This window comes from Pseudomonas sp. YQ_6 (assembly GCF_043103245.1).
GTDB lineage: Bacteria > Pseudomonadota > Gammaproteobacteria > Pseudomonadales > Pseudomonadaceae > Aquipseudomonas > Aquipseudomonas alloputida.
In genome coordinates this window covers 236,335-248,921 of sequence record NZ_JBICJR010000026.1, presented here as the reverse complement: position 1 = coordinate 248,921, position 12,587 = coordinate 236,335, and the positions used below count along the sequence as shown (strand labels likewise).

Genomic DNA, 12,587 nt, shown 5'->3' with positions numbered 1-12,587 from the left:
TCAAGTGCCTTGGCGGCGGATCGGCGTGGTCCAGCGTTCGGCCAGCACTACGCCGGCCAGGGTCAGCAAGCCGCCGACCAGGTGGTAACTGGCCAGTTGTTCGTCGAGCACCACGGCGGCGATCAGCGCGGTGACCAGCGGCAGCAAGTTGAAGAACAGTGTGGTGCGGCTGGGCCCCAGGCGGTGCACGGCCTGCATCCACACCAGTGGCGCGATCATCGAAGCCAGGACGCAGGCATACAGGACCAGGCCGATGTTGTGGCTGTTCAGGCCGGTCTTGTCTGACAGCACGAACAACGGCAGCAACACGACGATGGCCACCAGCACCTGCAGGTACAGCAGCTGCATCGGCGGCAGGCGCAGCTGCCATTTCTTCAGCAGGAAGCTGTACAGCGCATAGGCCAAGGTTGCCACCAGCATCAACAGGTCGCCGCTGTTCAGCCCTTGCTGTAGCAGGCTGGCGGGGCGGCCGGCACTGACCACTTCAAGCACGCCAAAGAATGACACCACTGCGCCCAGCAAGGCACCGTAGCTCAGGCGCTGGCCCAGCCAGGCGATGGACAGCGCCAGTGACATCAGCGGCATCAGCGAGAGGATGATGCCCATGTTGGTGGCACTGGTGATGCCGGCGGCGAAGTAGGCCAGGCTCTGGTACATCGCCATGCCCAGCACGCCGAGCACGAACACCTTGGCCAGGTGCGGGCGGATGGCTGCACGGTTGCGCCACACGGCGGGCAGCAGGAACGGCGTAAACAGCAAGGCGGCCAGCAACCAGCGGTAGAAGCCGATCTCCGCAGGGTGGATGGCACCGGCGGACATCTTGGTGACCACGGTGTTGCCGGCCCAGATGAGGATGGCGGTGAGGGGGAACAGGTAGTTCATGCAGCAGGATACTCGTTGGGGGCTGGATTGGGGCTGCTTTGCAGCCCTTCGCGGGTGAACCCGCTCCTACGGGGGGACACGGGCCTGGAGGCTGGCGCAGATCCTGTGGGAGCGGGCGAGCCCGCGAGGGCCTGCAAGGCAGGCCCTCGATAGGCCTGTATTATCGAATGTCTGTTAACAAGCCTATACTTCTATCCAGACAATCGACCCTGCAAAGCAGACAGCATGCCGCGCAAATACCTTGATATCCCCCAGTTCACCCAACTGCCGGCCCCGGTGTACTTCCGCCACGACGAGTTCGTTGCCGACACCCACAGCGCCGTGCACCAACACGCTTGGGGCCAGCTGAACTACACTGCCCACGGCGTAATGCATCTGGATGTGGCCGGCCAGCGCTTCCTGTCACCGCCGCACTACGCCGTTTGGGTGCCGCCCGATACCGAGCACGGCTGCTACAACCCCCAGGCCATCGTCTACCGTTCCATCTATCTTGACCGCAGCCTGTGCGCAGCGCTGCCACCGCACCCGTGCAGCCTGATGATCAGTGACATCCTCAAGGCCATCCTCGGTGACTTCGCCCGGCGCAATCTCAAGGTGGCCGAGGACGAGCGTGACCAGCGCCTGGTACAGGTACTGCTTGACCAGTTGCTGCTGGCGCCCACCCTGGCCTGCTACCTGCCGTTTGCCCACAGCGATGGCTTGCGCCAAGTGCTCGACGCGCTCAGCGCCGAGCCGGGGGACAACCGCCCGCTGGCCGACTGGGCCGCACGCGTACACGTCAGCGAACGCACCCTGGCCCGCCAGTTTCTGCGCGAGCTGGGCATCAGCTTTGGCGAATGGCGCCTGCGCCTGCGTTTTCTGCGTGCCATCGAAGCGCTGGAAGCCGGCCTGCCGATTCAGACCATCGCCTTCGACCTTGGCTACAGCAGCGCCTCGGCGTTCATCGCCATGTTCCAGCGCCAGGCCCGGTGTACGCCCGAGCAGTACCGCCGGCAAGCACGGGCGGGGCGCTGAACATTCTTGGCTACACTCAGCTCGACCCCCGTGCATCGGGCGCGGAGCCAAGGAGACCACTCCATGAAAGTGCTGCAAATCCCGTTACTGGCGCTGGCGGTGTTGTTCAGTGCCCAAGGTTTCGCTGCCAATACCGCGCAGCAGGAAAAAATGAAAACCTGCAACGCCGACGCCACTGCCAAGGCCCTCAAGGGCGATGAACGCAAAGCGTTCATGAGCACGTGCCTGAAAAAGGATGTGCCACAAACCCAGCAAGAGAAAATGAAGACCTGCAATGCTGACGCCACCACCAAAGCCCTCAAGGGGGATGAGCGCAAGGCCTTCATGAGCGATTGCCTGAAGAAGAAATGACCTGCGCCTATGCCTGCGCCGCCAAGGCTGGCAGACTGCGGCATTCCCGCCGTCTGCCGTCGAGCCTGTATGACCTTTACCCCCCGTCAGATCACCCTGGCCAGCCTGATCATCGTCATGGCCGGGCTGCTGCTGGCTTTGCCCCTGAAGTTGCTGCCCAGCCTGCTGGCCGGTCTGCTGGTGTTCGAACTGGTCAACATGCTGACCCCGCGCCTGCAACCGCTTCTTGCTGGCCAACGCGCGCGCTGGCTGGCCGTGGCGCTACTCGGCACGCTGGTGGTCAGCACCCTGACACTGCTGATTGCCGGTGCCTTCAGCTTCCTGCTGCACGAGGCGGAAAACCCCGGCGCCTCGTTGGACAAGTTCATGGCCTTGGTCGAGCGAGCCCGCAGCCAGTTGCCCCCTTTCATCGAGGGCTACCTGCCTGCCAGTGCCGCAGAGTTCAAGGTGGCCATCGGCGACTGGATCAAGAGCCATCTGAGCGATTTGCAGCTGGTGGGCAAGGGCATGGCGCACATGTTCGTGACGATGCTCATCGGCATGATCCTCGGCGCCATCATCGCTTTGCAGCGCATTCCCGATATTTCCCGGCGCAAGCCCCTGGCGGCGGCGCTGTTCGAACGTCTTAGCCTGCTGGTGAAGGCGTTTCGCAACATCGTGTTCGCGCAAATCAAGATCTCGCTGCTCAATACAATCTTCACCGGCATTTTTCTGGCCGTGGTGATGCCACTGTTCGACGTACACCTGCCGCTGACCAAGACGCTGATCGTGCTGACCTTCCTGCTGGGCTTGCTGCCGGTGATCGGCAACCTGATGTCCAACACCTTGATCACCATCGTCGGCCTGTCGCTGTCGATCTGGGTGGCGGCAGCGGCGCTGGGTTACCTGGTCGTCATCCACAAGATCGAGTACTTCCTCAACGCGCGGATCGTGGGTGGGCAGATCAGTGCCAAGGCGTGGGAATTGCTGCTGGCGATGCTGGTATTCGAGGCGGCGTTCGGGCTGCCTGGTGTTGTGGCGGGGCCCATCTACTATGCCTATCTGAAGAGCGAGCTGAAGCGGGCGGAGCTGGTCTGATCATGTATTGGCCTGTACCGGCCCTTTCGCGGGTAAACCCGCTCCTACGACGGCCTGCGGTCAATCACCGATGTGTGTCCCCCCCGATCGGTGTGTAGGAGCGGGTTTACCCGCGAATACGGTAGCGGCGGCAACGGTGAACGGCGGGTGGAGATTGGCCAGCAGGCCCGGCCCGTTCGCGGCTACAGGCTAAACGACAAATCAGGCCGCGCCGTAACGCTTGCGCGCCTCGATGGCCAGCCCGCTACCAATGCTGCCAAAGATGTTGCCTTCCACATGCCGCGCATTCGGCAGCATCGCCGAAACACTGTTGCGCAGCGCCGGAATGCCGCTTGAACCACCGGTGAAGAACACCGTATCGACTTGGTCTTCGCTTACCCCAGCCTTGGCCAGCAGTTCGGTCACGCTACCGCGCACGCGCTCCAGCAGGCCTTCGATCGCCTCTTCGAACAGCGCGCGGGTCAGTTCCGCAGTCAGCTCGGGCTCGACGCGGCGCAGGTCGATGTGGCGGCTGTCATGCTCGGTCAGCTCGATCTTGCTGGCTTCCACTTCCATCGCCAGCCAGTGCCCGGCGCGTTGTTCGATCAATTTGAACAGGCGATCGATACCGAAGCTGTCCTCGATGTCGTAGCGCATGCTGCCCAGCGCCAGCTGTGACTTCTGCGAGTACAAGGCGTTGATGGTGTGCCAGGTGGCCAGGTTGAGATGGTAGCTGGTCGGCATCAGCGCACCGCTCTTCATGCGGCTGCCGTAGCCAAACAACGGCATCACGCCCTGCAGGCTCAGTTGCTTGTCGAAGTCGGTACCGCCAATGTGCACACCGCCGGTGGCGAGGATGTCGCTTTGGCGCTCGGCGACCAGATGGCGCTCGGGCGACAGGCGGATCAGGGTGAAGTCCGAGGTACCACCGCCGATGTCGACGATCAGCACCAGTTCTTCGCGGCTGATGCTCGACTCATAGTCGAAGGCCGCGGCAATCGGTTCGTACTGGAACGACACGTCCTTGAAGCCGATTTTGCGCGCCACTTCGGCCAAGGTGTCCTCGGCCTCCTGGTCGGCAGCCGGGTCTTCGTCGACGAAGAACACCGGGCGGCCCAGCACCACCTGGTCGAATTCACGGCCAGCGGCGGCCTCAGCGCGCTTCTTGAGCTCGCCGATGAACATGCCCAGCAGGTCCTTGAACGGCAGGGCGCTGCCCAGCACGCTGGTGTCGTGCTTGATCAGCTTCGAGCCCAGCAGGCTTTTCAGCGAGCGCATCAGGCGGCCTTCGTAGCCTTCCAGGTACTCGTGCAGCGCCAGGCGGCCATACACCGGGCGCCGCTCTTCGATATTGAAGAACACCACCGAGGGCAAGGTGATCTTGCCGTCTTCCAGGGCTATCAGCGACTCGACGCCAGGCCGATGCCAACCGACGGTGGAGTTGGAGGTGCCAAAGTCGATGCCCAGGGCGCGGGCCGGGGATACGTCAGACATGGGAAATGGGCTTCCGGAGGCAAAACGGCCGCGCAGTGTATGCCAGTTGGCTACAGAATCAAGACCAGTCGTCTGCCTTGAAGCAAACCCAAGTCGGTCTTGAAAGGCTATGCTTGACCCCTATCTTCAGTTGCAACATGCACATTCACATTGGTGATCCATAAATGGACTTCAAAGACTATTACAAGATACTCGGCGTAGAGCCCACTGCGGACGACAAGGCGATCAAGGCCGCGTACCGCAAACTGGCGCGCAAGTATCACCCCGATGTCAGTAAGGAGCGCGACGCCGAGGAGAAATTCAAGGAGGCCAACGAGGCCTATGAGGTGCTGGGCGACGCGCAAAAACGTGCCGAGTTCGATGAAATCCGCAAGTACGGCGGCCAGCATGGCCGGCCGTTCCAGGCACCACCGGGCTGGGAAAACCGCGGCGGTGGCGGCGGCTTCGAAGGCGGCGACTTCTCCGACTTCTTCAGCTCGATCTTCGGTGGGCGCAGTGCGGGTGGCAACCCCTTCGGTGGCGCCCGGCAGCAGCAACGCAGTGCCGGCAGGCGGGGGCAGGACGTGGAGCTTGAACTGGCAGTGTTCCTTGAAGAGACCCTGAGCAAGGAGTCCAAGCAGATCAGCTTCCAGGTGCCGCAAACCAATGCCATGGGCCAGCGCACCGGCTTCACCACCAAGACCTTGAACGTGAGGATTCCGGCTGGGGTGACCGACGGCGAGCGCATCCGCCTCAAGGGCCAGGGCGCGCCGGGCAGCGGTGGCGGGGCCAACGGTGACCTGTTCCTGACCATCCGCATGGCACCGCACCCGCTGTTCGATGTCGAAGGTCATGACCTGATCATCACTGTGCCGTTGGCACCGTGGGAGGCGGCCTTGGGCGCCAAGGTGGCGGTTCCGACCCTGGATGGCAAGATCAACCTGACCATCCGTCCTGACAGCCAGAGCGGCCAGCGCCTGCGTGTACCGGGCAAGGGCCTGGCGAACAAGCAAGGAGAGCGCGGCAACCTTTATGCGCAGCTCAAGGTGGTCATGCCGCCCGCGTCTGACGAATCTGCCCGCGAACTTTGGACCAAGCTTTCCGAGAAAGCTGCGTTCAACCCGAGGACACAATGGAGTAAGTGATCATGAGCAGCACCCTGATCGTTCAACTGGACATGCGTACCCTGTGTCAGGAAGCCGATGTCACGGCTGAATGCGTGATCGAAATCGTCGAACACGGCATTGTCGAACCTTCCGGGCGAACGCCGGAGGACTGGCTGTTTGACGATCAGGCGCCGTTGGTGACCAAACGAGCGGTGAAGCTGCACCAGGAGCTGGAACTTGAGTGGGAAGGGGTGGCGCTGGCGCTGGAGCTGCTGCAGGAAGTGCAGCAGTTGCGCAGTGAGAACAACATGCTGAAGCAGCGGCTGGGCCGGTTTATCCAGATGTAAGTTGCCTTGCCGGCATCTGTGGGAGCGGCCTTGTGTCGCGATGGGCTGTGCAGCAGCCCCAGATCTTTGCTCCACCGCAAAATTGCCGGGGCTGCTTTGCAGCCGTTCGCGACACAAGGCCGCTCCCCCAATGGAGCGCATTTCAGGTTGGTTCGGCGCCCGGGTTCAGCACCAGTTGCATGAAGGTCAGATCAAGCCAGCGGCCAAACTTTACACCCACCTGCGGCATCTGGCCGGTCACCACGAAGCCCAGCCGCTCATGCAGGCGCACCGACGCTGCATTGCCACGCTCGATCGCTGCCACCATCACATGCTTGCCACATCCGCGCGCGCGTTCGACCAGCGCCGCCATCAACTCCGGCCCGAGCCCTTTGCCACGCTGGTCGCTGCGCACGTACACCGAGTGCTCAACGGTCAGGCGAAAGCCCTCGAAAGGCCGCCAGTCGCCAAACGAGGCATACCCCAGCACGCCGGTTTCATCGACCGCCACCAGAATCGGGTAGCCCTGCTGCGCCCGCGCTTCAAACCAGGCCTGGCGGTTGCCGAGGTCCACCGGGGTTTCGTTCCAGATCGCCGTGGTGTTGAGCACCGCGTCGTTGTAGATGTCGAGTATGCCTGGCACATCGGTGGGCAGGGCATCGCGGATTTCGTAGCTCATGACAGCGTCTCGCAAGGTCGTTGCTCGCAGATTAAATGGTTACCAGCCCGCGTACACCTTCGGCTTGCATGTTTTCGCCGCGACCGCGCTGGATGATTTCGCCTCGGGCCATGACCAGGTACTGGTCAGCCAGCGCTTCGGCAAAGTCGTAGAACTGCTCCACCAGCAAAATCGCCATGTCGCCACGCTCGGCGAGGCGGCGGATAACCGCGCCGATTTCCTTGATCACCGACGGCTGGATGCCTTCGGTCGGCTCGTCGAGAATCAGCAGGCGCGGGCGGCTGGCCAGGGCGCGGCCGATGGCCAGCTGTTGCTGCTGGCCTCCAGACAGGTCGCCACCGCGGCGCTGTTTCATCTGCTCCAGCACAGGGAACAGTTCGTAGATGAAGGCCGGTACCTCGCGGGCTTCACGGGCGGGGAAGCGCGACAGGCCCATCAGCAGATTTTCCTCGACGGTGAGGCGCGGGAAGATCTCGCGGCCCTGGGGCACGTAGGCGATGCCGGCCTGTACCCGTTGCTGTGGTTTGAACGCGGTGATCGGCTTGCCTTCCCATTCGATGCTGCCATCGCGGGCGGGCACCAGGCCCATCAGGCAGCGCAGCAAGGTGGTCTTGCCCACGCCGTTGCGGCCCAGCAGGCAGGTCACTTCGCCGACCTTGGCTTCGAAGGACAGGCCTCGCAGGATGTGGCTGCCGCCGTAGTACTGGTGCAGGGTGTCGATCTTGAGCATGTGAGAGTTCCTGAAAGGGATGCTGTGCCTGGCCCGGCCTCTTCGCGGGTAAACCCGCTCCTACAGTGGGCGTAATGCCAGGGGGCGGTTCCCGTCGTAGGAGCGGGCTTGCCCGCGAAGAGGCCGGCACAGGCGCCAAAAATTCAAATCCGGTCACCGGCCCAGATACACCTCGACCACCCGCTCATCTGCCTGCACCTGCTCCAGCGAGCCTTCCGCCAGCACGCTCCCCTGGTGCAGCACGGTCACATGGTCGGCAATGCTGCCGACGAAGCCCATGTCATGTTCCACCACCATCAGCGAATGCTTGCCGGCCAGGCCCTTGAACAGCTCGGCGGTAAATTCGGTCTCGGCATCGGTCATGCCGGCCACCGGTTCATCCAGTAGCAGCAGTTGCGGCTCCTGCACCAGCAGCATGCCGATCTCCAGAAACTGCTTCTGCCCATGCGACAGCAAGCCGGCCTGGCGCTGGGCCAGCGGCAGCAGGCGTAGGGTGGTCAGCACTTCCTCGATGCGCTGGCGCTGGTCACCGCTCAGGCGCGCGGCCAGGCTGGCCCACACCGACTTGTCGGTCTTCAGCGCCAGTTCCAGGTTCTCGAACACGGTCAGCGCTTCGAACACTGTGGGCTTCTGGAACTTGCGGCCAATGCCGGCCTGGGCGATCTGGTATTCGCTCATGCGGGTCAGGTCGAGGGTGTCGCCGAAGTAAGCCGTGCCGCTGTCGGGGCGGGTCTTGCCGGTGATTACGTCCATCATCGTGGTCTTGCCGGCGCCGTTGGGGCCGATGATGCAGCGCAGCTCGCCCACCCCGATGTACAGGTTCAGCGTGTTGAGCGCCTTGAAGCCATCGAAGCTGACGCTGATGTCTTCCAGGCTCAGCACCGTACCGTGCCGGGTATCCAGGCCGGCCTTGCGGCTGTGGCCCAGGCCGATGGCATCGCGCCCGGCGCCGAGGTTGTCGAATACCGGTTCCAGCATGAACTCCGGGTGGACTGGGGGCACGCCTCTCATGGCTGGCTCCTTTTCTTCAACAGGCCGACCACGCCCTTGGGCAGGTACAGGGTAACGAGGATGAACAACGCGCCGAGGAAGAACAGCCAGAACTCGGGGAAGGCCACGGTGAACCAGCTTTTCATGCCATTGACCAGGCCGGCACCGAGCAGCGGGCCGATCAGCGTGCCGCGCCCGCCCAAGGCTACCCAGACGGCGGCTTCGATCGAGTTGGTCGGCGACATCTCGCTGGGGTTGATGATGCCCACCTGCGGCACGTACAGCGCACCGGCCAGGCCGCACAGCACGGCGCTCAGTACCCACACCAGCAGCTTGAAGCCGCGCGGGTCGTAGCCACAGAACATCATGCGGTTTTCAGCGTCACGCACCGCGGTGAGCAGGCGGCCGAACTTGCTGCGGGTCAGGCACCAGCACAGGTACAGGCTGGCCAGCAGCAGGCCCACGGTCAGCAGGAACAACACCGCGCGGGTGCCCTGGGCTGCAATGTCGAAGCCGAGGATGGTGCGGAAGCTGGTGAAGCCGTTGTTGCCGCCGAAGCCGGTTTCGTTGCGGAAGAACAGCAGCATGCCGGCAAAGGTCAGGGCCTGGGTCATGATCGAGAAGTACACGCCCTTGATCCGCGAGCGGAAGGCGAACCAGCCGAACACCAGCGCCAGCAGCCCGGGCGCCAGCACCACCAGGCACAGGGCCCAGGCGAAATGCTGGGTACCGGCCCAGTACCAGGGCAGCTCGGTCCACGACAGGAAGGTCATGAACCCGGGCAGGCCTTCGCCGGCGGCCTGCCGCATCAGGTACATGCCCATGGCATAGCCGCCCAGGGCGAAGAACAGGCCATGGCCCAGGGACAACAGCCCGGCATAGCCCCAGACCAGGTCCAGAGCCAGGGCGACGATGGCGTAACAGAGAATCTTGCCGACCAGGGTCAGGGTGTAGGCCGACACGTGCAGGGCATGATCTGCCGGCAGCAGTGAGCACAGTGGCAAAGCCACCAGCAGCAGGACGACGACGGCACCGATGGCAAGGGTCAGGCGTGGGCCGGCCTTTTGCGTAGCAGTGACAAGCAGTGGCTGGTTCATCAGTCGATTACCCGTCCCTTTAGGGCGAACAGGCCTTGCGGGCGTTTCTGGATGAACAGAATGATCAACGCAAGGATGAGGATCTTGCCGAGTACGGCACCGATCTGCGGCTCCAGCAGCTTGTTGGCGATGCCCAGGCCGAACGCGGCCCAGAGGCTACCGGCCAGTTGCCCGACGCCGCCGAGCACCACCACCAGGAATGAATCGATGATGTAGCTCTGGCCCAGGTCCGGGCCGACATTGCCCACCTGGCTCAAGGCCACGCCACCGAGCCCGGCGATGCCCGAGCCAAGGCCAAAGGCGAGCATGTCGACGCGCCCGGTGGACACGCCGCAGCAGGCGGCCATGTTGCGGTTCTGGGTGACTGCGCGCACGTTCAGGCCCAACCGGGTACGGTTGAGCAGCAGCCAGGTGAGCAGCACCACGGCCAGGGCGAAGCCGATGATGACCAGGCGGTTGTATGGCAGCACCAGGTTGGGCAGCAGCTGGATGCCGCCGGACAGCCAGGCCGGGTTGCTCACCTCGACGTTCTGCGCGCCGAACAGCAGGCGAATGGCCTGGATCAGGATCAGGCTGATACCCCAGGTGGCCAGCAGGGTTTCCAGTGGGCGGCCGTACAGGTGGCGGATAACCGTGCGCTCCAGCGCCATGCCTACCCCGGCACTGACGGCGAAGGCCACCGGCAGGGCAATCAGCGGGTAGAACTCGATGGCGCCTGGGGCAAAGCGCTGCAGCAGTACCTGGACCATGTAGGTACTGTAAGCGCCGAGCATCAGCATCTCGCCATGGGCCATGTTGATCACCCCAAGCAGGCCGAAGGTGATCGCAAGGCCCAGCGCTGCCAGTAGCAGGACCGAACCCAGCGACAGGCCGCTGAAGGCCTGGCCGAGCAGTTCGCCTACCAGCAGTTTGCGCTTGACCTGGGCCAGGCTCGTTTCGGCGGCTGTGCGCACGCCCGGGTCGCGTTCCGCATCGGGCTGCAGCAGGGCTTCGAGGCGGGTGCGGGCCAGCGGGTCGCCAGTTTCACCTAACAGGCGCACGGCGGCCAGGCGCACTGCTGGCTCGCTGGCGCCCAGTTGCAGGTTGGCCAGGGCCAGGCCGAGGGCGGCCTGTACGGCGGCGTCCGGCTCGGCGGCGAAGCGCCGGTCGAGGAAGGCCATTTGCGCGGGTTGTGCGCTTTTCTGCAATTGCTGGGCGGCGGCCAGGCGGGTGTCGATGTTGTCGCTGAGCAACTGATGGCTGGCCAGGGCGTTGTCGATCAGGCCGCGCAGGCGGTTGTTCAGGCGCACCTTGCGGGTGTCGTCGGCAGCGATGCGGCCTTGGCGCAGGTTTTCCAGCAGCGGCAGGCGCGCAGCATCGGGTTGTGCTGCCCAGCCTTCGAGCAGTCGGCCTTGCTCGGCGGGCTTGGCGGTGAGAAAGAATTCGCCCTCGCTGGCGTGGGTTGCCAGGGGGATTAGCAGCAGGAGGGTGAGCAGGAGTCTGAGCATGCGGGCAATCCTGGGAATCGGTGTTGGATTCTTCGCGGGTGAACCCGCTCCTACAGGGATTTCACCGGTGGGGATCCTGTAGGAGCGGGTTCACCCGCGAATGGGCTGCAAAGCAGCCCCATGCACTCAGTTACCTTTCACGGCGTAATCTGGCCGCTTGTCATTGCCCGGAATGAACGGGCTCCATGGCTGCGCCCGCAGTGGCTGCTCGGTTTCCCACACCACGCTGAACTGCCCGTCATCCTGAATCTCGCCAATCATCACCGGCTTGTGCAGGTGGTGGTTGGTCTTGTCCATGGTCAGGGTGAAGCCCGACGGTGCCTCGAAGCTCTGTCCGGCCAGTGCTTCACGCACCTTGTCGACGTCGGTGGACTTGGCTTTCTCCACCGCTTGCGCCCACATGTGGATGCCTACATAGGTGGCTTCCATGGGGTCGTTGGTCACGGCCTTGTCGGCACCTGGCAGGCCCTTGGCCTTGGCGTAGGCCTTCCAGTCGGCGACAAACTTCTGGTTGACCGGGTTATCCACCGATTCGAAGTAGTTCCATGCCGCCAGGTGGCCCACGAGCGGTTTGGTGTCGATGCCGCGCAGTTCCTCCTCGCCCACCGAGAAGGCCACGACCGGCACGTCGGTGGCCTTCAGGCCCTGGTTGGCCAGTTCCTTGTAGAACGGCACGTTGGAGTCACCATTGACTGTGGAAATGACAGCGGTCTTGCCGCCGGCAGAGAACTTTTTGATGCTGGCGACAATGGTCTGGTAATCAGCGTGGCCAAACGGTGTGTACACCTCTTCGATGTCCTTGTCGGCCACGCCTTTACTGTGCAGGAATGCGCGCAGGATCTTGTTGGTGGTGCGCGGGTAGACGTAGTCGGTGCCCAACAGGAAGAAGCGCTTGGCGCTGCCGCCGTCCTCGCTCATCAGGTATTCCACGGCCGGGATCGCTTGCTGGTTCGGGGCGGCGCCTGTGTAGAACACGTTCGGCGACATCTCTTCGCCCTCATACTGCACCGGGTAGAACAGCAGGCCGTTGAGTTCTTCGAACACGGGCAGAACGGACTTGCGCGACACGGAGGTCCAGCAGCCGAACACCACGGCCACTTTGTCCTGGGTCAGCAGTTGGCGGCTCTTTTCAGCGAACAGCGGCCAGTTGGACGCCGGGTCGACCACCACCGGTTCCAGCATCTTGCCGTTCACGCCACCCTTGGCGTTGATCTGCTCGATGGTCATCAGCGCCATGTCCTTGAGCGATGTCTCGGAAATGGCCATGGTCCCGGAAAGCGAATGCAGGATACCGACCTTGATGGTCTCGGCGGCCTGGATACTCCAGCTCAGGCCCATCGCCGCAATCGATGCGCTGAGGGTAAGGGCCTTGATCAGACTGCGACGCTTCATGTGC

The 12,587-nt window shown here is 63.5% G+C and carries 13 protein-coding genes; 5 read left to right on the top strand and 8 right to left on the bottom strand.

Annotation, left to right across the window (positions count from 1 at the left end):
• Nucleotides 1–882 (bottom strand): DMT family transporter, encoded by an 882-nt coding sequence (locus ACF8FG_RS07390; RefSeq protein WP_014592573.1) that lies wholly within the window; start codon nucleotides 880–882, stop codon nucleotides 1–3.
• Between the two features lie 225 nt (nucleotides 883–1,107).
• On the opposite strand from ACF8FG_RS07390, the gene ACF8FG_RS07385 reads away from it, so the two are divergent.
• The 3 genes from ACF8FG_RS07385 (at nucleotide 1,108) to ACF8FG_RS07375 (ending at nucleotide 3,324) form a co-directional block, all read left to right on the top strand.
• Complete coding sequence (locus tag ACF8FG_RS07385; RefSeq protein WP_014592572.1) at nucleotides 1,108–1,896, top strand: helix-turn-helix domain-containing protein; 789 nt, start codon at nucleotides 1,108–1,110, stop codon at nucleotides 1,894–1,896.
• A gap of 63 nt (nucleotides 1,897–1,959) precedes the next feature.
• Entirely contained in the window at nucleotides 1,960–2,247 is a 288-nt protein-coding gene (locus ACF8FG_RS07380) for a PsiF family protein (protein ID WP_014592571.1), read from the top strand.
• Between the two features lie 69 nt (nucleotides 2,248–2,316).
• Nucleotides 2,317–3,324 carry an AI-2E family transporter gene (locus ACF8FG_RS07375; protein ID WP_014592570.1) on the top strand — a complete coding sequence of 336 codons (1,008 nt, stop codon included), beginning with the start codon at nucleotides 2,317–2,319 and terminating at the stop codon, nucleotides 3,322–3,324.
• Between the two features lie 201 nt (nucleotides 3,325–3,525).
• Here the strand turns inward: ACF8FG_RS07375 and ACF8FG_RS07370 are convergent, their stop codons facing one another.
• The gene (locus ACF8FG_RS07370) at nucleotides 3,526–4,797 is read right to left on the bottom strand and encodes an Hsp70 family protein (RefSeq protein ID WP_012053839.1); all 1,272 of its coding nucleotides are present in this window, start codon (nucleotides 4,795–4,797) and stop codon (nucleotides 3,526–3,528) included.
• A gap of 164 nt (nucleotides 4,798–4,961) precedes the next feature.
• Here ACF8FG_RS07370 and cbpA point away from each other — a divergent pair, with 164 nt between their 5' ends.
• Both cbpA and ACF8FG_RS07360 read left to right on the top strand, forming a co-directional pair.
• Nucleotides 4,962–5,921, top strand: coding sequence for a curved DNA-binding protein (gene cbpA, locus ACF8FG_RS07365; protein WP_019437188.1), 960 nt, complete (start codon nucleotides 4,962–4,964; stop codon nucleotides 5,919–5,921).
• A gap of 2 nt (nucleotides 5,922–5,923) precedes the next feature.
• A complete protein-coding gene (locus ACF8FG_RS07360) occupies nucleotides 5,924–6,229 on the top strand; it encodes a chaperone modulator CbpM (RefSeq protein ID WP_003249630.1) in 306 nt (101 codons plus the stop codon).
• A 142-nt stretch (nucleotides 6,230–6,371) separates the two neighbouring features.
• On the opposite strand, the gene ACF8FG_RS07355 is transcribed toward ACF8FG_RS07360, so the two are convergent.
• The 6 genes from ACF8FG_RS07355 to urtA form a co-directional block, all read right to left on the bottom strand.
• Entirely contained in the window at nucleotides 6,372–6,887 is a 516-nt protein-coding gene (locus ACF8FG_RS07355) for a GNAT family N-acetyltransferase (RefSeq protein ID WP_014592567.1), read from the bottom strand.
• 31 nt (nucleotides 6,888–6,918) lie between these two features.
• A complete protein-coding gene (urtE, locus tag ACF8FG_RS07350) occupies nucleotides 6,919–7,617 on the bottom strand; it encodes an urea ABC transporter ATP-binding subunit UrtE (protein ID WP_003249634.1) in 699 nt (232 codons plus the stop codon).
• A 153-nt stretch (nucleotides 7,618–7,770) separates the two neighbouring features.
• On the bottom strand, nucleotides 7,771–8,628 hold the full coding sequence (gene urtD / locus ACF8FG_RS07345) for an urea ABC transporter ATP-binding protein UrtD (RefSeq protein WP_144180699.1): 858 nt from the start codon (nucleotides 8,626–8,628) through the stop codon (nucleotides 7,771–7,773).
• Nucleotides 8,625–9,704 carry an urea ABC transporter permease subunit UrtC gene (urtC, locus tag ACF8FG_RS07340; protein WP_019437186.1) on the bottom strand — a complete coding sequence of 360 codons (1,080 nt, stop codon included), beginning with the start codon at nucleotides 9,702–9,704 and terminating at the stop codon, nucleotides 8,625–8,627. Before urtC ends, urtD begins: the two co-directional genes overlap by 4 nt.
• The gene (gene urtB / locus ACF8FG_RS07335) at nucleotides 9,704–11,191 is read right to left on the bottom strand and encodes an urea ABC transporter permease subunit UrtB (protein WP_014592563.1); all 1,488 of its coding nucleotides are present in this window, start codon (nucleotides 11,189–11,191) and stop codon (nucleotides 9,704–9,706) included. Before urtB ends, urtC begins: the two co-directional genes overlap by 1 nt.
• Before the next feature lie 126 nt (nucleotides 11,192–11,317).
• Entirely contained in the window at nucleotides 11,318–12,583 is a 1,266-nt protein-coding gene (gene urtA / locus ACF8FG_RS07330; RefSeq protein WP_003249642.1) for an urea ABC transporter substrate-binding protein, read from the bottom strand.
• Nucleotides 12,584–12,587: the final 4 nt, after the last annotated feature.